General features: G+C 70.7%; 23 protein-coding genes. 8 read left to right on the top strand and 15 right to left on the bottom strand.

Features of this window, described 5'->3' with window-relative positions; all coding sequences use genetic code 11:
• A partial coding sequence (locus tag VET29_RS18775; RefSeq protein WP_324922028.1) for a DUF664 domain-containing protein occupies positions 1-389 on the bottom strand: 389 nt, incomplete at its 3' end.
• Between the two features lie 92 nt (positions 390-481).
• On the opposite strand from VET29_RS18775, the gene VET29_RS18770 reads away from it, so the two are divergent.
• On the top strand, positions 482-1,429 hold the full coding sequence (locus VET29_RS18770) for a YafY family protein (RefSeq protein ID WP_324922026.1): 948 nt from the start codon (positions 482-484) through the stop codon (positions 1,427-1,429).
• A gap of 77 nt (positions 1,430-1,506) precedes the next feature.
• A complete protein-coding gene (locus VET29_RS18765; protein WP_324922023.1) occupies positions 1,507-2,601 on the top strand; it encodes an alpha/beta hydrolase in 1,095 nt (364 codons plus the stop codon).
• Positions 2,602-2,698: 97 nt separating this feature from the next.
• On the opposite strand, the gene VET29_RS18760 is transcribed toward VET29_RS18765, so the two are convergent.
• A complete protein-coding gene (locus tag VET29_RS18760; protein ID WP_324922021.1) occupies positions 2,699-3,121 on the bottom strand; it encodes a Fur family transcriptional regulator in 423 nt (140 codons plus the stop codon).
• Between the two features lie 109 nt (positions 3,122-3,230).
• Here VET29_RS18760 and VET29_RS18755 point away from each other — a divergent pair, with 109 nt between their 5' ends.
• Positions 3,231-4,397 carry an MFS transporter gene (locus tag VET29_RS18755; RefSeq protein ID WP_324922019.1) on the top strand — a complete coding sequence of 389 codons (1,167 nt, stop codon included), beginning with the start codon at positions 3,231-3,233 and terminating at the stop codon, positions 4,395-4,397.
• Between the two features lie 123 nt (positions 4,398-4,520).
• Here VET29_RS18755 and VET29_RS18750 read toward each other — a convergent pair whose 3' ends face one another.
• Both VET29_RS18750 and VET29_RS18745 read right to left on the bottom strand, forming a co-directional pair.
• On the bottom strand, positions 4,521-5,012 hold the full coding sequence (locus tag VET29_RS18750; protein WP_324922017.1) for a GNAT family N-acetyltransferase: 492 nt from the start codon (positions 5,010-5,012) through the stop codon (positions 4,521-4,523).
• On the bottom strand, positions 5,009-6,349 hold the full coding sequence (locus VET29_RS18745) for a GGDEF domain-containing protein (protein WP_324922015.1): 1,341 nt from the start codon (positions 6,347-6,349) through the stop codon (positions 5,009-5,011). The genes VET29_RS18750 and VET29_RS18745 overlap by 4 nt, the downstream gene beginning before the upstream one ends.
• A 123-nt stretch (positions 6,350-6,472) precedes the next feature.
• On the opposite strand from VET29_RS18745, the gene VET29_RS18740 reads away from it, so the two are divergent.
• Positions 6,473-7,327, top strand: a complete 855-nt coding sequence (locus VET29_RS18740) for a 1-aminocyclopropane-1-carboxylate deaminase/D-cysteine desulfhydrase (RefSeq protein ID WP_324922012.1) — start codon at positions 6,473-6,475, stop codon at positions 7,325-7,327.
• A 160-nt stretch (positions 7,328-7,487) separates the two neighbouring features.
• Here VET29_RS18740 and VET29_RS18735 read toward each other — a convergent pair whose 3' ends face one another.
• Both VET29_RS18735 and VET29_RS18730 read right to left on the bottom strand, forming a co-directional pair.
• Positions 7,488-8,543 (bottom strand): aspartate-semialdehyde dehydrogenase, encoded by a 1,056-nt coding sequence (locus tag VET29_RS18735; protein ID WP_324922010.1) that lies wholly within the window; start codon positions 8,541-8,543, stop codon positions 7,488-7,490.
• The gene (locus tag VET29_RS18730) at positions 8,543-9,808 is read right to left on the bottom strand and encodes an aspartate kinase (RefSeq protein WP_324922008.1); all 1,266 of its coding nucleotides are present in this window, start codon (positions 9,806-9,808) and stop codon (positions 8,543-8,545) included. The genes VET29_RS18735 and VET29_RS18730 overlap by 1 nt, the downstream gene beginning before the upstream one ends.
• Before the next feature lie 149 nt (positions 9,809-9,957).
• On the opposite strand from VET29_RS18730, the gene VET29_RS18725 reads away from it, so the two are divergent.
• The gene (locus VET29_RS18725) at positions 9,958-11,166 is read left to right on the top strand and encodes a hypothetical protein (RefSeq protein WP_324922003.1); all 1,209 of its coding nucleotides are present in this window, start codon (positions 9,958-9,960) and stop codon (positions 11,164-11,166) included.
• A complete protein-coding gene (locus tag VET29_RS18720; RefSeq protein ID WP_324922000.1) occupies positions 11,166-11,756 on the top strand; it encodes a nitroreductase family protein in 591 nt (196 codons plus the stop codon). The genes VET29_RS18725 and VET29_RS18720 overlap by 1 nt, the downstream gene beginning before the upstream one ends.
• Positions 11,757-11,943: 187 nt before the next feature.
• Here the strand turns inward: VET29_RS18720 and VET29_RS18715 are convergent, their stop codons facing one another.
• From VET29_RS18715 to VET29_RS18700, 4 genes are read right to left on the bottom strand one after another with little or no spacing between them, the layout of a single operon-like run.
• Entirely contained in the window at positions 11,944-12,828 is an 885-nt protein-coding gene (locus VET29_RS18715; protein WP_324921997.1) for an aminoglycoside phosphotransferase family protein, read from the bottom strand.
• Positions 12,829-13,620, bottom strand: a complete 792-nt coding sequence (locus tag VET29_RS18710; RefSeq protein WP_324921993.1) for an SDR family NAD(P)-dependent oxidoreductase — start codon at positions 13,618-13,620, stop codon at positions 12,829-12,831.
• Positions 13,617-14,360, bottom strand: a complete 744-nt coding sequence (locus VET29_RS18705) for an SDR family oxidoreductase (RefSeq protein ID WP_324921989.1) — start codon at positions 14,358-14,360, stop codon at positions 13,617-13,619. The genes VET29_RS18710 and VET29_RS18705 overlap by 4 nt, the downstream gene beginning before the upstream one ends.
• Positions 14,357-15,508 carry an acetyl-CoA C-acetyltransferase gene (locus tag VET29_RS18700; RefSeq protein ID WP_324921987.1) on the bottom strand — a complete coding sequence of 384 codons (1,152 nt, stop codon included), beginning with the start codon at positions 15,506-15,508 and terminating at the stop codon, positions 14,357-14,359. The genes VET29_RS18705 and VET29_RS18700 overlap by 4 nt, the downstream gene beginning before the upstream one ends.
• A 44-nt stretch (positions 15,509-15,552) precedes the next feature.
• Here VET29_RS18700 and VET29_RS18695 point away from each other — a divergent pair, with 44 nt between their 5' ends.
• Positions 15,553-16,143: a TetR/AcrR family transcriptional regulator gene (locus VET29_RS18695; protein ID WP_324921985.1), complete on the top strand. Its 591-nt coding sequence runs from the start codon at positions 15,553-15,555 to the stop codon at positions 16,141-16,143.
• Between the two features lie 28 nt (positions 16,144-16,171).
• Here VET29_RS18695 and VET29_RS18690 read toward each other — a convergent pair whose 3' ends face one another.
• From VET29_RS18690 to VET29_RS18680, 3 genes are read right to left on the bottom strand one after another with little or no spacing between them, the layout of a single operon-like run.
• Entirely contained in the window at positions 16,172-17,629 is a 1,458-nt protein-coding gene (locus VET29_RS18690; protein WP_324921983.1) for a FadD3 family acyl-CoA ligase, read from the bottom strand.
• 39 nt (positions 17,630-17,668) lie between these two features.
• Positions 17,669-17,968, bottom strand: coding sequence for a hypothetical protein (locus VET29_RS18685; protein ID WP_324921981.1), 300 nt, complete (start codon positions 17,966-17,968; stop codon positions 17,669-17,671).
• Between the two features lie 18 nt (positions 17,969-17,986).
• Positions 17,987-18,274 carry a hypothetical protein gene (locus tag VET29_RS18680; RefSeq protein WP_324921978.1) on the bottom strand — a complete coding sequence of 96 codons (288 nt, stop codon included), beginning with the start codon at positions 18,272-18,274 and terminating at the stop codon, positions 17,987-17,989.
• A gap of 243 nt (positions 18,275-18,517) precedes the next feature.
• Here VET29_RS18680 and leuA point away from each other — a divergent pair, with 243 nt between their 5' ends.
• Positions 18,518-20,308, top strand: coding sequence for a 2-isopropylmalate synthase (leuA, locus tag VET29_RS18675; RefSeq protein ID WP_324921976.1), 1,791 nt, complete (start codon positions 18,518-18,520; stop codon positions 20,306-20,308).
• 128 nt (positions 20,309-20,436) lie between these two features.
• Here leuA and VET29_RS18670 read toward each other — a convergent pair whose 3' ends face one another.
• Together VET29_RS18670 and VET29_RS18665 are read right to left on the bottom strand one after the other, a co-directional pair.
• Positions 20,437-21,078 carry an NAD(P)H-binding protein gene (locus tag VET29_RS18670; protein WP_324921974.1) on the bottom strand — a complete coding sequence of 214 codons (642 nt, stop codon included), beginning with the start codon at positions 21,076-21,078 and terminating at the stop codon, positions 20,437-20,439.
• Between the two features lie 55 nt (positions 21,079-21,133).
• A partial coding sequence (locus VET29_RS18665; RefSeq protein ID WP_324921972.1) for an oligopeptide/dipeptide ABC transporter ATP-binding protein occupies positions 21,134-22,020 on the bottom strand: 887 nt, incomplete at its 5' end.

Below are 22,020 nucleotides of genomic sequence, written 5' to 3'. Positions count from 1 at the left end.
TGGGAGGCGTCCAGGGACACGGTCCCGACCAGCTCGTCGGTGCGGGCGGCCACCTCGGCGTACTCGGCGAGGACCCCGGCCAGCGTCTCGCCCGGGAGCAGGCGGAACTCGTCGGCGCGCTTGGCGAAGTCCTCCTCGGTCATGTTGGCGAAGTCCTTGGAGGGTGACGGGCCGTTCAGGATGAAGTCCACCCAGCCCCGCTCGACCGCACTGACGTGCTTGACCAGGCCGCCGAGGCACAGCTCGCTGGCGGTCGGCCGCGCCCCGGCCTGCTCGTCGGTCAGGTCGCGGGTCGTGTGCCGCAGGAAGAACCGTTCCTTGGTCAGCATCGCCAGCAGGTCGGCACGCTCACCGGTGGCGGTCTCGTCGCGGGTGATGGCGCTGGTCATCTGTCTTCACCTTCCGTTGTTTCCCTGGTCGAGAGCAACGTTAGAGGCTATAGCGGCCACTTTCCGACCTCAATTCGGGCAGACTTCGAAACATGGCGAACACCAGCTCACGGACACTGCGGCTGCTGTCCCTGCTCCAGACGCACCGGTACTGGCCGGGCGCCGAGCTGGCCGACCGGCTCGGCGTCTCGGTCCGCACGCTGCGCCGGGACGTCGACCGGCTGCGCGAGCTCGGCTACCCGGTCGAGGCGCAGCGCGGTGTCGAAGGCGGCTACCAGCTCGCCGCGGGTGCCGAGCTGCCGCCGCTGATGGTCGACGACGAGGAGGCGGTCGCCCTGGCCGTCGGGCTCCAGGCCGCCGCACAGGGACCGGTCGAGGGCATCGCCGAGGCCTCCGCGCGGGTGCTCGCCAAGGTCGCGCGGGTGATGCCCGGCCGGCTGCGGCGCCGGGTCGAGGCGATCCGTGCGATGACCGTGCCGGTCAGCTGGGACACGACGACCAACGTCGACCCCGGCGTGCTGACCACGGTCGCGCTGGCCTGCCGGGACAGCGAACGCCTGCGCTTCGCCTACACCGCGGCCGGCGGCCAGCGGACGGACCGGCACGTCGAGCCGCACCGGCTGGTCGGCGTCGGCCGCCGCTGGTACCTGGTCGCCTACGACCTCGCCCGGCACGACTGGCGCAGCTTCCGGCTCGACCGGCTCACCGGCCCGATCGGCACCGGCACCCCGTTCCGGCCGCGTGACCTGCCGGCGACCGACGCCGCCGAGTTCGTCCGCACCGGTCTGGCGAACGCGCCCCGGCCGTACGAGGTGGAGGTCGTGGTCGACGCGCCGGTCGCCACCGTGCGCGAGCGGATCGGCCAGTGGTCCACGGTGGAGGAGGCCGGCGCGGGGCGTTCCCGGGTACGCATGACCGTCGACGCACTCGACTGGCCGGTCATGGCGCTCGGCGTGGTCGGCGCCGACTTCCACGTCGTCGGGCCGCCCGAGCTGCTCGACCAGGTCCACGAATGGGGTGCGCGTTTCGTCCGTTCATGAAGCGTGTTCGCACGTGAGGTGGCGACGGACGGGGAATCAGTGGGTAGCCTCGCCGTTAGTCAAAGGGGGAGGCGTTCATGTCGACTCTGACGGACCGGGTTCCGCTGCCCGTGCAAGGACTCGCCCTGCACGCCGTGTTCGCGCTCCCGCAGCGCCTGCGCCGGCTGCTCGCCGGGCCGCCCATCCGGCGCGACGACCTGGAGCTGGCGCTCGACGCGCAGCTGCTGCTCCGCATGATGGCGCTCTCCGGCGCCAGCCTCACCAAGGGCACACCGGCCGAGGCGCGGCAGTACCTCGAGGCCAGCAGAGGCATGCTCGCCGCGCCCGCGCTGTCCGGGGTACTCAGCCGGAACCTCGGGATCCCCGCCGAGGACGGGCCGATCCCCGCGCGCCTCTTCGAGCCGGCGAACCTGGCCGGCGGGTCACCGCTGCTCGTCTACTTCCACGGCGGCGGCTGGGTCGTCGGCAGCATCGACACCCACGACGCGGTCTGCCGCTACCTGGCCCGCAACGCCCAGGTCCGCGTGCTGTCGGTCGGGTACCGGCTGGCGCCGGAGCGCCCGTTCCCCGCCGCAGCCGACGACGCCGTCACCGCGTTCCGGTTCGCCGCACGCAACGCCGAGGCGCTCGGGGTCGACACGTCCGCCATCGCGGTCGGCGGGGACAGCGCGGGGGCCAACCTCGCCGCAGCCGTCTGCCTGCAGGCGCTCGAGAACGGGCCGAGGCCCGTGTTCCAGCTGCTCTTCTACCCCGCCACCGACGCCACGACGCGCCGCCACTCGCGGGACCTGTTCGCCGACGGGTTCTACCTCACCGACGACGACATGACCTGGTTCCTCGACCACTACTGCCCCGATCCCGTCGAGCGCCACGACCCGCGGCTGTCCGTCCTGCTCGCCGACGACCTGCGTGGCCTGCCGCCCGCCTACGTCGCGACCGCCGGGTTCGACCCGCTGCGGGACGAGGGCAACGCGTTCGCCGACCGGCTGCGGGACGCCGGCGTGCCCGTGGTGAAGCGTCAGCACGACGACCTCATACACGGTTTCGTCAATTTCCTGAACCTCGGCACACGTTTCCGGGAGGCCGTCTCCGAGGCGGCCGGCGCGTTACGCACCGGGCTCGCACTGCGTTCCCGCGCCAACGTCGTCGACATTTTCCGGCCGACGGCCTGAACCGGTTTCCCGCGCTTTCTTCTCGGTCGGCCGCGGTGCCGCGCTTGTGGCAGAAACGACCATTGCCGATCGCCACCCGACCGCGGCGTCGGCCTTGCTAGGCGACGCAGGCCGGGCAGAGGCCCCAGAACACCACTTCCGCCTCGTCGACCACATAGCCGGCCGTCGCGTCCGGCTCCAGGCAGGGCGCCTCGCCGACCACGCAGTCGACGTCCTCGGTCCGCCCGCACGTCCGGCAGACGAGGTGGTGGTGGTTGTCCTTCGTGCGCGTCTCGTACCTGGCTGGATGGCCGGCCGGCTCGATCCGCCGGAGCAGCCCGCTCTGCGTGCACGCGTTCAGGACGTCGTAGATCGCCTGGGTGGACACGGAGCCGAGGCGCCTGCGCACGCCGTCGGCGACCTGCTCCGCGGTGGCGTGCGGATGCACGGCGAGCCAGTCGAGCGTGGCGAGGCGGGGTGCGGTCACCCGCAACCCGACCGCCCTGAGCTTCTCGGCCGGTCCGGCGCGCAGGTCGTCCATGGTTCCTACACTGCATCACCTTTTCTTGAATCGGTCAAGAAATCCGAGGTTGTCGGTGCTCACTGATAAACCCTTGCCACGGATCGAGCGAGAGAGGTCACATCGACTTATGCAGTTGTACCGCCAGGTTCTGGCGCTGCCGGGGGTGCGCACCCTGCTGGTGCTGGTCTTCTTCGCACGTCTGCCCGGCACGATGGCCGGGATGGTCCTCACCCTGCACGTCGCGGTGTCGATGGACAGGGGTTATGGCGCCGCGGGCGCCGTCGGCGGTGTCGCCACGGTCGGCATCGCGCTCGGCGCCGCTTTCATGGGGCGCGTGGTCGACCGGTACGGCCTGCGCAGGATGGTGCTGATCACCACGATCGGCGAGGCCACGTTCTGGCTGGTCGCGCGATTACTCCCGTACCACCTGCTGCTGGTCGGCGCGTTCGTCGGCGGGTTCCTGATCATCCCGGCGATGTCGCTCGGCCGGCAGGCGATGGCCGCGCTGGTGCCGCCCGACCTGCGGCGCACCGCCTACTCCGTGGACTCGGTCACGACCGAGCTGTCGTACATGATCGGCCCGGCGCTGGCGGTGCTGGTCTCGACGCAGTTCTCGACGCAGACGGCCATGGTGGTGATGGCGACGGGGCTGGTGCTGGTCGGGGTGCTGCTGATCGTGGTGAACCCGGCGGTGCGCAGCGCGGAGGAGAAGGCGGAGGCGCGGCAGGTGCCGCGCCGGGAGTGGCTGACGCCGCGGATGATCAGCGTGCTGTTCGTCGGGGCCGGCGCGGTGTTCGTACTGGGCGGCACCGAGGTGGCGATCGTGGCGCACGTGCAGTGGTCCGGCGACCTGGAGTGGACGGGCGTCGTCATGGTGGTGTGGGCTGGCGGGTCGGCGATCGGCGGTCTGGTCTACGGGGCGCTGCGCCGGTCGTACCCGCAGCTGCTGCTGATGACGCTGCTCGGGGCGCTGACCATTCCGGTCGGGCTGGCGGGTGACTGGTGGATGCTGACGCTGGCCCTGATCCCGGCGGCGGCCCTGTGCGCACCGACGGTCGCCGCGACCGCGGAGGAGGTGGCCCGGCTGGCACCGCCGGACGTCCGGGGCCTGGCGACGGGTCTGCAGTCGTCGGCGTTCACCCTGGGCCAGGCGGCGGGGGCGCCCGCGGCCGGGTTCATGGTGGACCACGCGTCACCGGCGTGGGGGTTCGCGGTCGCGGGTGCCGGCGGGCTGCTGGTCGCGGCAGTGGCCGGGCTGCTGGTCGCGCGGGGGAAGGAGCTGGCGCCGGTGTGAGTTTCGGAGACGCTGTGGGTGGCACTGCCCGGCACCCGGGGTGAACCGTGCGTCGGGCAGTGCCTCGATGGTGGCGTGACTCCGCGCCGGCGAGGAGTCACGGGCCAGGAGTCACGGGCGCGGTCAGAGGATGGTTCTGCGTAGCCGCACGTAGGTGTCCGCCTGGTGTCCCGGACGGGTGTGCCCGTCCGGACGCCAGCCGTGGCTCTCGTAGAACGCCTGCGCGCGGTCGTTGTGGGACCACACCTCCAGGACGCCGACGGTGACGCCCGCGTCGCGCCACGCCTCGATGCACACGTCGTGCAGTGCGGTGCCGATGCCCTTTCTCCAGTGGTCCGGGCGCACGTGGATCTGGTACAGATCGCCGACCCACGGCCCCAACCACGCCTTGGGTGGCCCGATCAGTGCCATGCCCAGGACCTCGCCGTCGACCTCGGCGCACCACAGGTTGCGCTCGAACCGCTCCGGCTTGCCCGTGTAGATGGCCCGCAGCTGCGCGGCCCTCCGGTCGAGTGCCTCGACGTCGAGGTGCCCGTCGTAGTAGGCGTTGCGGGCCGCGATGTGCACCTCCGCGACGGCCGCGCCGTCAGCGTGCTCAGCGAGTCGGATGTTCATGTCTGTTCAGACGGCGGACGGTGCCGAAGGTTGGGTGGACTCGTCGGGACGGCCACACTCGCGGCCGGCTCCGGCTGGTCCGCCCAGCTCACCACGACGTTCCGGCCGGCGTGCTTGGCCCGGTACATCGCGATGTCGGCGGCGTGCACCAGGCTGTCGACCGTGACACCGGCGTCCGGGTACATGGCCAACCCGACCGACGCCGACAGGTTCCCGATCACGTGCGAGGTGTCGTCGATGGTCACCGTCACGTCGAGGTCGGCGACCGCGAGCCGGATGCGTTCGGCCACGTCCCGCGCGCCGGGCTCGACGATGTGCGCCAGCAGGACCGCGAACTCCTCGCCGCCCCAGCGGCCCACCGAGTCGTACGCACGCAGCTGCCCGGTGACCGTCTCCGCGACCCGCCTCAGCACGGCGTCACCGGCCATGTGGCCGTAGGTGTCGTTGACCAGCTTGAAACGGTCGAGGTCGACCATCAGCACGGCGAAGTGGCCCTCGGTGCGCACCAGCTCGGTCGCGAGGCGGGCACGCCACTCCTCGGCGGTGAACAGGCCCGTCTTCGAGTCCTGGGCGGCCTTCTCCTCCAGCTGTCGCATGAGGACGTTGCGGTGCAGGACGACGACCGGCAGCAGCATCAGCGCGACCAGCGCCGGCTGGGTCACCAGCACGACCGCCGTCGCGCCGCCGAGGCTGAGCGTGGCCAGCTCCAGCGCGTTCTCCGAACCTGTGCCGATCGTCCTGGCCCACGGCCGGTTCGGGTGGTGCAGCTTGATCCCCACCGCGACGATGCCGCCGTTGATCGTCGTGTAGACGAGTCCGGACACGACGATGGCGAGCAGGAGCAGGCCGCCGTGGAAGTCCTCGGTGAGCACGTTCTCGACGCCGCACCACTTCATGATCGGTCCTACCGCGACACACGCCAGCACGATCGTGGTCGCGGAGTAGACGACCCGGTACGCCGAGCGGCCCTGCACCCGCCACCACACCCGCAGCCACAGGTGCAGGTAGATGATCACGGTCAGCCCGACGGCCATGACGGCCGGCAGTACGGCCGCGCCACTGAACATCCAGACCGACGTCATGCTGATGTGCGGCCCGTCGGCGCGGTAGCGGCGTGCCTTCTCGACGCGCAGGGACAGCTCGGTCTGCAGGCAGCCCGCGACGAGCAGCGCGCCGAACCGCGCCCAGTCCAGCACCCGGGGCGTGTCACCGGGAAAGAGGGCGAGGAGCACCACCGCGGCCGCCTCGACGGTGAGGTACAGCGGCAGCACGCCCCGAGGCGCGGCCGCGATGTCCCACTGTGCTGGCCGGAGTGCCCGCCGTCGGGCTGCGGTCATGCTTCGTCGCTCCACGATGTCGCTTTCCCCCGACCCAGCGCGACTGAAGGTACCGGAAACGGCCAACAACCACCGGTTTGGGCGAAAGCGTCAACCGATCGGGTTAATAGATACGCTCACCGCATGCTTGGCCCGTGCCTGCCCTCGCCGCTGACCGAGCTGCGTGACGACCGGGTCGAGCCGCACGGTGTTCGGCTGGTGCTCAAGCGTGACGACCTCGTGCATCCCGAGGTGCCCGGCAACAAGTGGCGCAAGCTGAAGCACAACCTCGTGGCTGCCCGGGGACAGGGGCACACCCGGCTGCTCACGTTCGGCGGCGCGTACTCGAACCACGTCCGTGCCGTGGCCGCCGCCGGGCGGCACCTCGGGTTCGCGACGGTCGGTGTCATCCGCGGTGAGGAACACGAACCGCTCAACGACTCCCTCGCGTACGCCACCAGCCGCGGCATGACACTGACCTACCTGGACCGGACCACCTACCGGCACAAGACCGAGCCGGCCGTGCTGACGAGGCTCCTCGACGAGTTCGGGCCCGGCTACGTCGTGCCGGAAGGCGGCGCCAACGCCCTCGGCGTCCGGGGCTGCGCCGAGCTGACCGGCGAGCTGGACGACGCCTTCGACGTGATCTGCTGCGCGGTCGGCACCGGCGCCACGCTCGCGGGCATCGCCGCGGGCGCCCGGCAGGCGCTCGGCTTCGCCGTCCTCAAAGGAGCCCGCCACCTCGCCGACGAGGTGCGCCGACTTCAGTGCGCGGCGTTCGGCGCGGCCACGGCCAACTGGACGGTCGACCACGACTTCCACTTCGGCGGCTACGCGAAAAGCACCGCCGAGCTCGACGCCTTCGCCGCGGACTTCGAGGCACGGCACGGGATCGCGCTCGACCGGGTGTACGAGGCCAAGATGATGGCCGGTCTCCTCACCCGTATCGCCGAGGGCACGTTCCCACCCGGCACGACCGTCCTGGCCGTGCTCGCCTAGTGTCCCGCGCCGGAAATGCGGTGATCAAGTCGGTGGATCCAGGTTTCTGCTGGCAAGACGCCGGTTCGCCCTCGTACTGGGTCGTACTTGGGCGAACCGGGAACGCCGCCAGCAGGAAGCTGGGCCGCCGAATTAGTTGCCTGATTTCCGGCGCGGAACACTAGTTCGCCAGCGCCTCGGCGATCTCGTAGGTGTTGAGCGCCGCCCCCTTGCGGAGGTTGTCGCCGCACACGAAGAAGTCCAGTGTGTTCGGGAAGTCCAGCGCCTGGCGGATGCGGCCCACGTAGGTCGGGTCGCCGCCGACCACGTCCGCCGGTGTCGGGAACACCCCGTTCGCCGGGTCGTCCATGACGACCACCGACGGCTGGGCGGCGAACACGTCGCGCGCACGCTGGACCGTCACCTCCTGTGCGAACGTCGCGTGGACGGCAAGCGAGTGCGTGGTCACCACCGGGACGCGGACACAGGTCGCCGACACCTTCAGGTCCGGGATGCCCAGGATCTTGCGGGACTCGTTGCGGACCTTCAGCTCCTCGGAGAACCAGCCGTCACCCTTGTACGAGCCCGCCGACGGGACCACGTTCAGGGCCAGCGGCGCCGGGAACGGGGAGTCCGCCTGCGCGAGACCGGCCGCCTCCAGTGCCTCCCGCACGTCTCCGGCCCGCACGCCGACGCCCTTGCCGACCACCGCGGCCAGCTCCGCGTACAGGCGCTCCACGCCGGCCACCCCCGCGCCGGACACCGCCTGGTACGAGGCGACGACCAGTTCGGTCAGCGTGAACGCGCGGTGCAAGGCGCCGAGCGCGGCCATCATCGACAGGGTCGTGCAGTTCGGGTTCGCGATGATGCCGCGCGGGCGGTCGGCGATCTTGTCGAGGTTGCACTCGGGGACCACGAGCGGCACGTCGTCGTCCATCCGGAACGCGCCCGAGTTGTCGACCACGACCGCGCCGCGGGCGGCCGCGACCGGGCCCCACTCCGCCGAGACCTCGTCCGGGACGTCGAACATCGCGACGTCCACGCCGTCGAACGCCGCCGGGGACAGGGCGACCACCGTCAGCTCTTCGCCTCTCACGGTCAGGCGACGCCCGGCCGAGCGCGGTGACGCGATCAGCCGCACCTCGCCCCACGGCCACTCGGACCGCTCGTTCATGATGTCGATCATCACGGTGCCCACCGCGCCGGTGGCGCCGACCAGTGCCAGGACCGGAGCCATCAGCGACCACTCCCCGCGTACACCTGGGCGACCTCTTCGCCGCCGAGCCCGAAGGCGCTGTGGATGGCCTGGACGGCCTCGTCGAGCTGGGTGTCCCTGATCAGCACGGAGATGCGGATCTCCGAGGTGTTGATGATCTCGATGTTCACGCCGGCCTTCGCGAGGGCCTCACAGAACGTGGCCGTGACACCCGGGTGGGACCGCATGCCGGCGCCGACGAGGGACACCTTGCCGACGTGGTCGTCGTAGAGCACCGCGGTGAAGCCCAGCTCCTCGCGGATCTTCTCGAGCGTGGCCACGGCGGACGGCCCGTTGTCCTTCGACAGCGTGAACGTGATGTCGGTGCGGCCGGACACCGTGCTCGACACGTTCTGCAGCACCATGTCGATGTCGATCTCGGCGTCGGCGATCACCCGGAAGATCCGGGCCGCGACGCCGGCCTGGTCGGGCACACCGGTGACGGTGACCTTGGCCTCGGAGCGGTCGTGCGCGACTCCGGTGATCATGGCCTGTTCCACGGGAATGTCCTCCGTTGAGCCGATGACGATGGTGCCCGGCCGGTTGGTGTACGACGAGCGGACGTGGATGGTGACGCCGTAGCGGCGGGCGTACTCGACGCAGCGCAGCATCAGGACCTTCGCCCCGGACGCCGCCATCTCCAGCATCTCCTCGTACGGCACCCGGTCGAGCCGCCGCGCGTTCGCGACGATCCGCGGGTCCGCGGTGTACACGCCGTCCACGTCCGTGTAGATCTCGCACACGTCGGCGTTCAGCGCGGCGGCGAGCGCTACGGCGGTGGTGTCCGACCCGCCGCGGCCGAGCGTCGTGATGTCCTTGGTGTCCTGGCTCACGCCCTGGAAGCCGGCGACGAGGCAGATGAAGCCCTGCTCGAGCGCCTCCTGCACGCGGCTGGGGGTGACGTCGATGATGCGGGCGCGGCCGTGCGTCGAGTCGGTGATCACCCCGGCCTGCGACCCCGTGAACGAGCGGGCCTCGGCGCCCAGCGCGCTGATGGCCATCGCCACCAGGGAGTTCGAGATGCGCTCACCCGCGGTGAGCAGCATGTCCATCTCCCGCGACGGCGGGACCGGGTTGACCCGCTGCGCGAGGTCGAGCAGTTCGTCGGTGGTGTCCCCCATCGCGGAGCACACGACGACCACGTCGTTGCCGGCCTTGCGGGTCGCCACGATCCGCTCGGCCACCCGCTTGATCCGGTCCGCGTTCTCCAGCGATGAACCGCCGTACTTCTGGACCACGAGCGCCACTGGCAGCTACCTCCTCAAGCGTCAGAGGGAGCCTAACCGAGGGGTCGAGTCCTTTCCGTCATGCGTGTGGCCGCCACCACGTGCGCGAACGCGCGTCCTAGTCTGTAATGCGGGAACCGGCGGGAAGGATCGGGGTGTCGGCGACTGACGTGACGCGAACCGAGGCGGAGGACCCCTCGGCGAAGGAGACCGTGCGCCATGCGCCTGCGAACCGTCCGTGGACGGTCCGCAGACTCGGCTCGCTGCTGGCCCCCGCGTTGATCTTCCTCGGCATCCGCGAGCTGGGGCTCCTGGTGCTGACCTGGATGGCCAGCCGGAACCTCCACTCGGTGTCCGAGGCGCTGCGGTCGTGGGACGGCCAGTGGTTCCTCGCGATCGCGGGCGGCGGGTACTCCGGGGTGCCGGTCGGGCTGGTCGACGCGTTCGGGCACCGCAGCGTCGAGACGCCGCTCGCGTTCTTCCCCGGCTACCCGATGGTCGTTCGGTGGTTCGCCGCGATCGACGGTCCGCACGGGATCGGGCTGGTCAGCTCGGCCCTGACCGTGACGATCGTCTCGGGGGTCTTCTGCTCGTACGGGCTGGCCAGGATGGGCACGCGCATCCGCGGCGGCTCGCGACAGGCCGGGCTGATCCTGGTGGCCCTGTTCGCGGCGGCGCCGATGTCGATCGTGCTGTCGATGGCCTACTCGGAGGCGATGTTCTGCGCGTTCGCCGTGTGGGCACTGGTCGGGGTGCTGGAGCGGAAGTGGCTGCTGGCCGGGGTGTGCTGCACCCTGGCCGGGCTGGTCCGGTCGACCGGCGCGGCGCTGGTGCTCGCGTTGTGCGTCGCCGTGCTGCTGGCGATAGTCGCCCGCCGGGACGGCTGGCGACCCTGGGTCGGCGCGCTGGTGGCCCCGGTCGGGCTGATCGGGTACCTGGCGTGGGTCGGCGTGCGGACGGGTGAGTGGAACGGCTGGTTCGCGTTGCAGGAACGGGGCTGGGGCACCGGTTTCGACGGCGGCGCGGCCACGGTGCGGTTCTCGCTGGACGCGCTGGCGGACGCCCGGTCCGTGCTCGAGGTCGCGACGGTGTGGTTCCTCCTGCTGGCCATCGCGCTGGTAGTGATCATGATCGTGCAGCGGGTGGAGTGGCCGCTGATCGTGTACGCGGCGGGCGTGCTGGCGATGGACCTGGCGTCCAACGGGTTGATGAACTCCAAGGCGCGACTCGTGCTGCCGGCGTTCACCCTGCTCGTCCCGGTGGCGCTTGGCCTGGCCGAACGGCGGCCCGCCACGTTCGTGACCGTGCTGTGCGGGCTGGCCGTGGCAAGCTCCTGGTTCGGGGCATACGCGCTGACTTCGTGGGGTTATGCGATCTGATGACTGACAGGGATGCAGAGACGAGTGTGCCGGTCCACCCGCTGATCGCGGCGCGGTGGAGTCCTCGGGCGCTGGACCCGGACGGCAAGGTCACCGACGAGCAGCTACGTGCGGTGCTGGAGGCGGCCCGGTGGGCGCCGTCCAACGGCAACACCCAGCCGGCGCGGTTCCTGGTCGGGCGGCGTGGCGATGACACCTTCGGGCGACTTTTCGACCTGCTGTCCAGGCGGAACCAGGGCTGGGCGCACCCCGCGGCGGTGCTCCTGCTGGCCTGCGCGGCGACCGAGAACGAGAAGGGTGCGGTGCCCATGCCCGTGTTCGGCGTCGGCCTCGCGGCGGAGAACCTCGCCCTCCAGGCAGTCGCGGAGGGCCTGGTCGCACACCAGATGGGCGGCTTCGACAAGGAGGGCGCGAAGCTGGTGTTCTCCCTGCCCCCGGACGTCGAGCCCCAGGTAGTGATCGCACTGGGCACACTCGGCTCACCGGACCTGCTCGACGAGGACCGCCGAGCAAAGGAACTCGCACCACGCCGCAGAAAGCCCCTGAGCGAGATCGCCTTCACCGGCGAGTGGGGCACCCCAATCTTCTAACCCCTCGCGAGTCCCGCATTCAAACACCGCGAGTCCCGCGTTGACGCATACCGAGTTGCGGTTTCGTGCACACCGAGTTCCGGGTTCGCACATCGAGTTGCGGGTTCGCGCAGTCGCATGTGCACGAAACCGCAGCTCGGTGTGTTTGAACGCGGGACTCGCTATGGGTGAATGCGGGACTCGCGGGTTAGACGGGGAGGAGGTTCTGGAGGATTGTCCAGTTCTCGTCGTCGTTCGGGGTGCCGGTGTGGGGGCGGCTGAAGTCGCGGGTTATCTCGGCCAGGTCGGTCAGGTCCCAGTGCAGTCGGTACAGGTCGAGCATGTCGCGGTTTGGGCGGATGCCGGTCGTTGCCTCGTAGGCGTCCAGGGCGTCGTAGGTGTCTTGGGGGTTGGGGGGTTCCAGGTGCCAGAGGTCGCGTTCGGGTGGGGCGATCAGGGCGGTGTCCCAGTCGATTAGGCGCCAGCCGTTGGGGGTCAGCATGGTGTTGCCTGCGTGCGGTTCGCCGTGGGTGAGGACAAAGCGGGTGCGGTCGGCTTTTCTGGTCAGTGCCTCGTAGCGGGTGCGGAGGTGGTCGACGGCCGGGGCGTGGCGGGCGAGCAGTTCGGCGGCGGGACGGGAGTACGGGCCCGCGTCGCCGATGGTCGACAGTTCCGGGGTGGCGAAGTCCTCGGTGAACGCGTGGGTCGTGGGGGTCCGGTGGACCGCGACGACCATGTCCAGCACGGCACGGCGGTGCTCGGCGTCGCGGTAGTCGTCCCAGTCGAACGACTCGCCGTCGACGAACGGGTACAGGGCGACCGCGAACCTGCCCGCCCGCGCCAGGGGCTCGCCGAGCCGCGTGGGTACCGGGGCGATGGCGACCGGCACGTCCGAGGCCGACCGCAGGGCCGCGGACAGACGCGGGAAGTCCGGTTCCTCGTCCACGGTGGCGAACCAGCCGGTGTCCACCTGCCAGTGGTGACTGCCGAAGCCCACGGCGCGGTAGGTGACCGTCGAGGCCCTCACCCGCCAGTGCCGTGCCAGCGCGCTGACCAGGTCGTCGTCGGTGAAGTCGGGTGGTGGGCTCAGCACTCACGCACCGTAGACGGGAAGCTCCTCCGGTGTCTTCGCGATTAGCTCGGCCACGGCCGCGCCCACCTCGGTCACCGGCCAGCGGCCGCCGCGGTCGACCGAGGGGCCGCGGTGGTGACCGAGGACCACACCGATCCTGCCGGCCTCCACCTCGAACACGCGGCCCGTCACGTCCGCCGACTCCTCGCTGCCCAGCCACACCACCAGCGGCGCGATGTCCTCCGGGCCCGCGAGGTTCGGGAACAGCTTCTCCGTCATCCGGGTCCGGGCGGACGGGGCGATCGCGTTGACCGTCACGCCGTAGCGGGCCAGCTCGGCCGCCGCCACCAACGTCAGCCCCAGGATGCCGGCCTTGGCCGCGGAGTAGTTCGCCTGGCCGACGCTGCCGAACAGCCCCGCGCCCGAGCTGGTGTTGATCACCCGGCCGGACACCCGCTCGCCGGCCTTCGACCTCGCACGCCAGTGTTCGGCGGCGTGGCGGATGGTCAGGAAGTGGGCCTTCAGGTGCACCCGCACCACGGCGTCCCACTCCTCCTCGCTGGTCGACACGAGCATGCGGTCCCGCACGATGCCGGCGTTGTTGACCAGCACGTCGAGCCGCCCGTAATCGTCGACCGCCTTGTCCACCAACGACTTCGCGCCGTCCCAGGTGGAGACGTCGGTACTGTGGTCGCCACCGTCCACGTCGTTGACGATCACGTGCGCGCCCTGCCGGCGGAACTCCTCGGCGTGTGCCGCGCCGATGCCTCGCGCGGCGCCCGTGACCACGACCACCCGGCCCTCGCAGATCATTCGACCTCCGCATTCGACGCGTCCAGGAAGGCCGGCCGTTCGCCGCCGCCGTGGACGGTCAGTGTGCTGCCCGTGATGTACGCGGCGGCCGGGGACGCCAGGAACAGGCACGCCTCGGCCACGTCCGCCGGGGTCGCCATCCGGCCCATGGGGATCGTGGAGCCCACTGCCGCGACGCCGGTCTCGTCGCCGTAGTGCAGGTGGGACAGCTCGGTGTCGACCGGGCCGACCACGACCGTGTTGACCCGCACCTTCGGCGCCCACTCGACCGCGAGCGAGGTGGCCAGGTTCGCGAGGCCGGCCTTAGCCGCACCGTACGCGGCGGTGCCCGGGGACGGGCGGGTGCCGGACACGCTGCCGATCATCACGATCGCGCCGCCGGAATCCTGTTGCTGCATCACGGCATTGGCCCGCTGCGACACGTGCAGCGGCGCGAGCAGGTTCAGCTCGACGACCTTCTGGTGCAGGCGCGGCGATGCGGTGGCGGCCGGCACGGGCGGCGCGCCGCCCGCGTTGTTGACGACCACGTCCAGCCGCCCGTACTCGTCGACAATCGCGGACACCAGGGTGTCCACCTGGGACGGATCGCGAACGTCCACCCGCAGGTACGGAACCTCGGCGTCGACCTCGGACCGGCCGCACGTCACGACGAGCGCCCCGGCCTTGACGAAGGCTCGGACGACGCCGAGGCCGACACCGCGCGTGCCGCCGGTCACCAGGACGACGGCCGTGCCGCTCACAGGCGTTCCAGGATCGTCACGTTGGCCTGGCCGCCGCCCTCGCACATGGTCTGCAGGCCGTACCGGCCGCCGGTGCGTTCCAGGTTGCCGAGCAGGGTGGTCATCAGCCGGGCACCCGTCGCGCCGAGCGGGTGCCCGAGGGCGATCGCGCCACCGGTCGGGTTCACCGTGGCCGGGTCAGCCCCCGTCTCCCGCAGCCACGCCAGCACCACGCTCGCGAACGCCTCGTTGATCTCCACCAGCGAGATGTCCGAGATGGACAGGCCGGCCCTCGACAGCGCGTACTCGGTGGCCACGATCGGCGCGTCGAGCATGATCACCGGGTCGCCGCCGCGTGCCGAAAGGTGGTGGATCCGCGCCCGGGGCGTGAGGTTGTGCTCACGCACGACCCGTTCGGACACCACCAGCAGCGCCGCGGCGCCGTCGGAGATCTGACTCGCCAGCGCCGCCGTGAGCCGGCCGTCCGGGGTCAGGGTTTTCAGCCCGGCCATCTTCGCCAGGCTCGTGTCCCGGCGTGGACACTCGTCCGCCACCAGCTCGCCGACCGGTGTGATCTCGGGGTCGAACCAGCCGTTGTCGATGGCGGCGAGCGCCCGCTCGTGGCTGCGTAACGCGAACTCCTCCATCTCCGACCGCGTGACACCCCACTTCGCGGCGATCATCTCGGCGCCGCGGAACTGGGAGATCTCCTGGTCGCCGTACCGCGCCTGCCAGCCGGGCGAGGTCGAGAACGGGTCGGGGAAGCCGTACTCCCGGCCGGCGAGCATGGCCGCCGAGATCGGGATGGCGCTCATGTTCTGCACGCCACCCGCCACCACGACGTCGGCCGTGCCGGACATGACGGCCTGCGCCGCGAAGTGCACGGCCTGCTGGGACGAGCCGCACTGCCGGTCCACGGTCACGCCGGGCACCTCGGACGGCAGCCCGGCCACGAGCCAGCACGTCCGCGCGATGTCGCCGGCCTGCGGGCCGATCGTGTCGACGCAGCCGAAGATCACGTCGTCGGCCAGCGAGGGATCCAGGGGGACGCGGTCGAACAGCGCACGCAGGACGTGCGCGCCCAGGTCGGCCGGGTGCACGGCGGACAACCCGCCGCCACGCCGGCCGACCGGCGTGCGGACCGCATCGACGATGAAGGCGTCAGCCACGGTGATAGGCTACCAAGCTAGCGCTTGGGTGCGGGAGTGAGAACATGACCGAATCGCGTGGCAAGCCCTCCGAGCGGCGGGCGGACCTGGTGCGGATCGCGGCGGAGCTGTTCGCCGAGCGGGGTTACCGGGCCACCACGGTTCGCCACATCGGCGACGCGGCGGGGGTGCTGTCCGGCAGCCTCTACCACCACTTCGACTCGAAGGAGACGATCCTCGACGAGCTGCTGTCCAGCTACCTGGACGAGCTGCTCGAAACCTACCGCGAGATCGCCGGCGACGAGCCGGTCACGGCGCTGCGCGGCCTGGTCACCGAGGCGTTCCGGTCGCTGTGCGAGCACCGCGCGGCGATCACCGTGCTGCAGAACGAACGCAACTACCTCCGCACGCTCCCCCGGTTCAACTACCTCACCAAGGCCGAGGAGGAGGTCCGGCGGATCTGGATCACCGTCCTTCGCGACGGCGCCGACGCCGGCAGCTTCCGGGTGGACCTGGACCCCGAGGTCACCTACCGCTTCCTGCGTGACTCGGTGTGGGTCGCGGTGCGCTGGTTCCGCCAGGACGGCCGGCTCACGCCAGAACAGCTCGCCAACCAGTACCTGCGACTGATCCTCGGTGGCATCACGAAGCGGTGAGCAGCGAACGACCGTGTCCCGGCCTCGGTCAGCCCGCCGGCTCGCGTAGCCGGAACTTGAGCACCTTGCCGGAGGCGTTGCGGGGCAGGACGTCCAGGAACTCGACCTGGCGGGGCACCTTGTAGTTCGCCAGCACGCCCTTGCAGTACGCCACGACGTCCTCGGTGGACAGCCCGGCGGCACGCCGCACGACGAACGCCTTGCCCACCTCGCCGAGGCGTTCGTCGGGCACGCCGACGACCGCCGCGTCCGTGACCCCCGGCATCCTGGCCAGCGCCTGCTCGACCTCGGCCGGGTAGACGTTGAAGCCGCCGCAGATGTACATGTCCTTTAGGCGGTCGGTGATCGTCAGGTAGCCACGCTCGTCGACGCGGCCGACATCGCCGGTGTGCAGCCAGCCGTCGGCGTCGATGGCCTGCCGCGTGGCCTCCGGGTCGTCGAGGTAGCCGAGCATGACGTTCGGGCCGCGCAGGAGCAACTCGTCCCGGTCGCCGATCCGCAGCTCGAAGCCCGCCGTCGCCCGTCCGCACGTGGTGGCGACGGTGTGCGCGTCGTCGGCGGACGTGCACATGGTCGCGACCACGGCCTCGGTCATGCCGAACGCGGTCAGTACCGTGCCGAACTCCGCCTGCATCCGCTCGACCAGCGGGACCGGCACGACCGCGGCGCCGGTCACCGCCAGCCGCAACGACCTCAGGTCGACGTCCGGCAGGTCCAGCATGGTCTGGAAGATCGTCGGCGCGCCGGGCATCACGCTGATCCGCTCGTCGTGCACCAGCCGCGCGGCCGCCGCCGCGTCGTACACGGCCTGCGGCACGATCGTCGCGCCGGTGAGCACGCAGACGAGAATGCCCGCCTTGTAACCGAAGCTGTGGAAGAACGGGTTGATCACCAGGTACCGGTCCTCGGCGGTGACCTCGCCGTGCTCGGCCCACGCGCGGGCCACGTCCAGCGCCTGCCGGTGCGCGCTCATGGCGCCCTTGCTGCGACCGGTGGTGCCGGCGGTGAAGAGGATGTCGCTGACGTCGTCCGGGCTCACCGGCACGTCCACGGTGGACCTCGGCAGCGCCTGCCACGGCTCGCCCGGGGCGACGGGGAGGACGAGCTCCGGCACGGTGTGCCCGCCCGCCCGCAGCTCGGCGAGCCGGTCGCGGCCGAGGAACTGGTCGGCGACCACGAGTGCGCGTGCGTGCGTGCGGTCGAGGATGTCGGCGGTCTCGGTGGCGGTGAACCGGGTGTTGATGGGCACGAGCGTGGCGCCGGCGGACAGTGCGCCTAGCGCGGACAGCACCCAGTGGTGGGTGTTGGGCGCGCAGATCGCGACCCGGTCGCCGGGCCGCACGCCGCCGTCGGTGAACACCCTGGCGGCGCCGCCCACCTGCTCGTGCAGTTCCCGCCAGCTCATGCGCACGGGCCCGTCGACGAGCGCCTCGGCGTCGCCGAACCGGCGCGCGGCTGCCTCGACAGCGGCCGGGATCGTCTCCACGACGCTAACTAGAACACGTTCTACACAGTAGTCGCAAGCTCACCCGATGCGACGGATCAGCCGTGACAAAACCGCCGACACGGTCAGCCAGAAGACCGCGGCGAGCCCGTAGTTGACGAGCACCCGCAGCTTTCCGTCCGCCGGCGTGAAGAGGTTCCTGAACGCCAGCACGACCCGGTCGGCGGTTGTCGCGAAGAACTCGGTGATGCCGTTGTCCCGGTTGGCGTCGCCCATGGTCAGGACCACGTGAACGGCCAGGACCAGCGCGCACACCAGCCCGACCCAACGGACCACACCGGCGAGGACTCCCACCACGCCCGACCTGGTCACAGTCGTCATGGTGGGAGTCTCGCACGTTTACCAGCGGCCGACGAGACGCGCGAGGATGCCGGCCACGACCAGCCAGAACACCGCCGCGAGGCCGTAGTTGACGATGACGTTGAGTTGGTAGTTGTCGATCGGGAACAGCCCTGGCCAGAACAGCGCCAGCGGCTCCGCAAGCGAGGAGATGAACCGGAAGAAGGCGTTGCTCGCGCTCGCGCCAAAGAGGATCAGCAGGATGTAGATGACCTCGATGAGCGCGAAGACCGCCCCCACGAGCGAGATCACACGTGCGGCCGTGCCGCTTGCTGTACGAGTAGCCATGAGTAGGTGGATGCCCGGCTTTCATGTGACAAAACTCGCGCTGTGGAGCAATCCGGGTAGGCCGTTCGGCCCACTATGCGGACGCCCCGCTTCTGGTCGGCGCCGTGAGGTGGTTAGGCTGTCGGCGTGGCGCGTGCTCTCCTCCTTCGTTGCCGCGACGGGGCCTGACCAGACCGGCTCCCCGCCGCGGGGCGAAGCCTGCCGGTCGCCTGTCAATGACCAGCAAGCAGGAGACTCCCTCTCATGAGCATCCCCGACGCCCAACGACCTGCCAGCAGCAACCTCCGGATGCCGTCGCGGCCCTCGCCGACCGACCAGCCGTCGTGGAACACCCAGCGCGGCTCGGCCATGCCGATTCACCGTTACAAGCCGTTCGCACAGGTCGTCGAGCCGATCTCGCTGCCGGACCGGACCTGGCCGGACAAGGTGATCACCCGCGCGCCGCAGTGGTGCGCCGTGGACCTGCGGGACGGCAACCAGGCACTGATCGACCCGATGTCGCCCGCCCGCAAGCGGCGCATGTTCGACCTGCTCGTCCGCATGGGCTACAAGGAGATCGAGGTCGGCTTCCCGGCCGCGTCGCAGACCGACTTCGACTTCGTCCGCGAGATCATCACCGACGACGCGGTACCGGACGACGTGTCGATCCAGGTGCTGTCGCAGTGCCGGCCCGAGCTGATCGAGCGCACGTTCGAGTCGCTGCAGGGCGCCAGGAAGGCGATCGTCCACATCTACAACTCCACCTCGATCCTCCAGCGGCGCGTGGTGTTCCGCGAGGAGCGCGAGGGCATCAAGAAGATCGCGACGTCCGCCGCCGAGATGGTGGCCGAGCTGGCCGGCAAGTACTCCGACACCGACTTCCGGTTCGAGTACTCCCCCGAGTCCTACACCGGCACCGAGCTGTCGTACGCGGCCGAGGTGTGCAACGCGATCACCGAGATCTGGCAGCCGTCGCCGGACCGCCCGGTGATCATCAACCTGCCCGCGACCGTCGAGATGGCGACGCCGAACGTGTACGCCGACTCGATCGAGTGGATGAACCGCAACCTGGAGCGGCGCGACGCGGTGGTGCTCTCGCTGCACCCGCACAACGACCGCGGCACCGGCGTCGCGGCGGCCGAGCTGGGGTACCAGGCCGGCGCGGACCGGATCGAGGGATGCCTGTTCGGCAACGGCGAGCGCACCGGCAACGTGTGCCTGGTGACGCTGGGCATGAACCTGTTCAGCCAGGGCATCGACCCGCAGATCGACTTCTCGGACATCGACGAGATCCGGCGGACCGTCGAGTACTGCAACCAGCTGCCGGTCGGCGAGCGGCACCCGTGGGGCGGTGACCTGGTGTTCACGGCGTTCTCCGGGTCGCACCAGGACGCCATCAACAAGGGCCTCGACGCACTGCGCAACGAGGCCGACCGGGCCGGTTCCGCGGTGGACGACTTCCCGTGGGAGGTCCCGTACCTGCCGATCGACCCGAAGGACGTCGGCCGGACCTACGAGGCCGTGATCCGGGTGAACTCGCAGTCCGGCAAGGGCGGTGTCGCCTACATCATGAAGTCCGAGCACCAGCTCGACCTGCCGCGCCGGCTGCAGATCGAGTTCTCGCAGGTCATCCAGCGGTACACGGACAACGAGGGCGGCGAGGTGTCGCCGGCACTGATGTGGTCGACGTTCGCGACGGAGTACCTCGACCTGACCTCGCCGGTGGTCCTGCGGGAGCACCGCATCGCCGACGACGGCCGCGGCCACGACGAGATCACCGCGGTCGTCGAGGTCGAGGGCGACCGGCACGAGATCGCCGGCTCCGGCAACGGCCCGCTCGCGGCCTTCGTGGACGCCCTGGCGTCGGTCGGCTACGACGTGCGGGTCCTCGACTACACCGAACACGCCCTGACCTCCGGGGACGACGCCCGTGCGGCGGCCTACGTGGAGTGCGCCATCGGGGAGCGGACGCTGTGGGGCGTGGGTGTCCACAGCTCGATCGTCACGGCCACGCTGCGTGCGGTGATCTCGGCGATCAACCGCTTCTCGCGGTAGACGGTGCAACGCTGGGGGCGGGTCCGGCAACCCCTTTACGAGACCCGCCCCCGTGTTCTCCATGATCGCGGTCGCCACTCGTGGATCGCTTGTGGACTCCTCGTCCGGGTCCGCCGCGAGAGCCGGACTCAGTCGAGGGCCGCGAGTGCGGCCGGGACGGGGAGCGGGCCGCTGTGGAGGTCGAAGCCGCGGTTCTCCGTGCGGGGTTCCTTCAGGCAGGCCGTGATCACCGCGGCCACGTCCTGTCGGGACACCCGGCCGGCGCCGAGGTGGCCGGCCACGGCCACGCGGCCGGTGGGTGGCTCGTCGGTCAGGGTGCCGGCGCGGACGACCGTCCACACCAGACTGGACCGGCGGAGGACGTTGTCGGAGACCTGCTTGGCGTAGAGGATCGACCGGACCAGCCGGTCGCCCTGGTCCGGGGCGTCGGCGAACTGGGCGGACAGTTGGACGTAGCGGCGCACCGCCGCGCGTTCGGCCGCGCGGACACCCGCCATGGCGCCGTCCCGGTCGATCAGCGCCACCGCGGCGGGGTCGGGGTCGGCCGCACCCGCCGCGTTGATCACCACCTCCGAGCCGGTGAACACCTCCACCAGCTCGTCCGGGTCCACGCACAGGTCGGCGATGACCGGTTCGGCACCCAGGCCCGCCACCGCGTCCCTGCGGCGGCCGTTACGCACGCCCGCTCGCACGGCATGTCCTTGCCGCACAAGCAGTCGCACGATGTGCCGTCCTGTTCGGCCGGACGACCCGAGCACCGTGACCACCATGTGTTCATAGTGCCCGAGGCGGTCACCGCCGGGTCCGGGCGACCCTACCGGGAGGTCACGACTCCGCGGGCGCCTCGGCCGGCGCCGCCGGGGGCTCGGCGTTCTCCGGGAAGTGGCACGCCACCTGGTGCCCCGGCGCCAGGTCCACCAGCGGCGGCTCCTCGGTCGAGCAGATCTCCTGCGCCTTCCAGCACCTGGTGTGGAAGCGGCACGCCGCGGGCGGGTTGACCGGGCTCGGCACGTCGCCGGTCAGCCGGATCCGCTCACGCTTGGTGCGGCGTGCGGTGTCCGGGATCGGCACGGCCGACAGCAGCGCGACCGTGTACGGGTGCATCGGCCGCTCGTACAGATCCTTGCTCTGCGCCAGCTCGACGATCTTGCCGAGGTACATCACCGCGACCCGGTCGGACACGTGGCGCACCACGGACAGGTCGTGCGCGATCATCACGTACGTCAGGTTCAGCTCGTCCTGCAGGTCCTCCAGCAGGTTCACCACCTGCGCCTGGATCGACACGTCGAGCGCGGACACCGGCTCGTCGGCCACGATCAGCTTGGGCCGCAGTGCGAGGGTCCGCGCGATGCCGATGCGCTGGCGCTGCCCGCCGGAGAACTCGTGCGGGTAGCGGTTGTAGTGCTCGGGGTTCAGGCCGACCGTCTCCATCAGCGTCTGCACGGCGCGCTTGCGCGTCTCCTTGCCGCGTTCAAGCCCGTGCACCGCGAACGCCTCGCCGATGATCGAGCCGACGGTCTTGCGCGGGTTCAGCGACGAGTAGGGGTCCTGGAAGATCATCTGCATCTCGCGCCGGATTTCTTTCAGCCGAGCGCCCTTCACGCGGGTGATGTCCTCGCCGTCGAACCGCACCTCCCCCGACGTCGCGTCGAGCAGCCTCATGACCAGGCGCGCCGTTGTGCTCTTGCCGCAGCCGGTCTCACCCACGATCC

This window comes from Actinophytocola sp., from assembly GCF_035634895.1.
GTDB lineage: Bacteria > Actinomycetota > Actinomycetes > Mycobacteriales > Pseudonocardiaceae > Actinophytocola.
This window is presented reverse-complemented; position numbering and strand designations above follow the sequence as displayed.

Bases quoted from the DNA above. Each gene is read 5' to 3' on its own strand.
- VET29_RS18770 (WP_324922026.1), top strand. From the start codon at position 482: ATGGCGAACACCAGCTCACGGACACTGCGGCTGCTGTCCCTGCTCCAG.
- VET29_RS18765 (WP_324922023.1), top strand. From the start codon at position 1,507: ATGTCGACTCTGACGGACCGGGTTCCGCTGCCCGTGCAAGGACTCGCC.
- VET29_RS18760 (WP_324922021.1), bottom strand. From the start codon at position 3,121: ATGGACGACCTGCGCGCCGGACCGGCCGAGAAGCTCAGGGCGGTCGGG.
- VET29_RS18755 (WP_324922019.1), top strand. From the start codon at position 3,231: ATGCAGTTGTACCGCCAGGTTCTGGCGCTGCCGGGGGTGCGCACCCTG.
- VET29_RS18750 (WP_324922017.1), bottom strand. From the start codon at position 5,012: ATGAACATCCGACTCGCTGAGCACGCTGACGGCGCGGCCGTCGCGGAG.
- VET29_RS18745 (WP_324922015.1), bottom strand. From the start codon at position 6,349: ATGACCGCAGCCCGACGGCGGGCACTCCGGCCAGCACAGTGGGACATC.
- VET29_RS18740 (WP_324922012.1), top strand. From the start codon at position 6,473: ATGCTTGGCCCGTGCCTGCCCTCGCCGCTGACCGAGCTGCGTGACGAC.
- VET29_RS18735 (WP_324922010.1), bottom strand. From the start codon at position 8,543: ATGGCTCCGGTCCTGGCACTGGTCGGCGCCACCGGCGCGGTGGGCACC.
- VET29_RS18720 (WP_324922000.1), top strand. From the start codon at position 11,166: ATGACTGACAGGGATGCAGAGACGAGTGTGCCGGTCCACCCGCTGATC.
- VET29_RS18710 (WP_324921993.1), bottom strand. From the start codon at position 13,620: ATGATCTGCGAGGGCCGGGTGGTCGTGGTCACGGGCGCCGCGCGAGGC.
- VET29_RS18695 (WP_324921985.1), top strand. From the start codon at position 15,553: ATGACCGAATCGCGTGGCAAGCCCTCCGAGCGGCGGGCGGACCTGGTG.
- VET29_RS18685 (WP_324921981.1), bottom strand. From the start codon at position 17,968: ATGACGACTGTGACCAGGTCGGGCGTGGTGGGAGTCCTCGCCGGTGTG.
- VET29_RS18680 (WP_324921978.1), bottom strand. From the start codon at position 18,274: ATGGCTACTCGTACAGCAAGCGGCACGGCCGCACGTGTGATCTCGCTC.
- leuA (WP_324921976.1), top strand. From the start codon at position 18,518: ATGAGCATCCCCGACGCCCAACGACCTGCCAGCAGCAACCTCCGGATG.
- VET29_RS18670 (WP_324921974.1), bottom strand. From the start codon at position 21,078: ATGGTGGTCACGGTGCTCGGGTCGTCCGGCCGAACAGGACGGCACATC.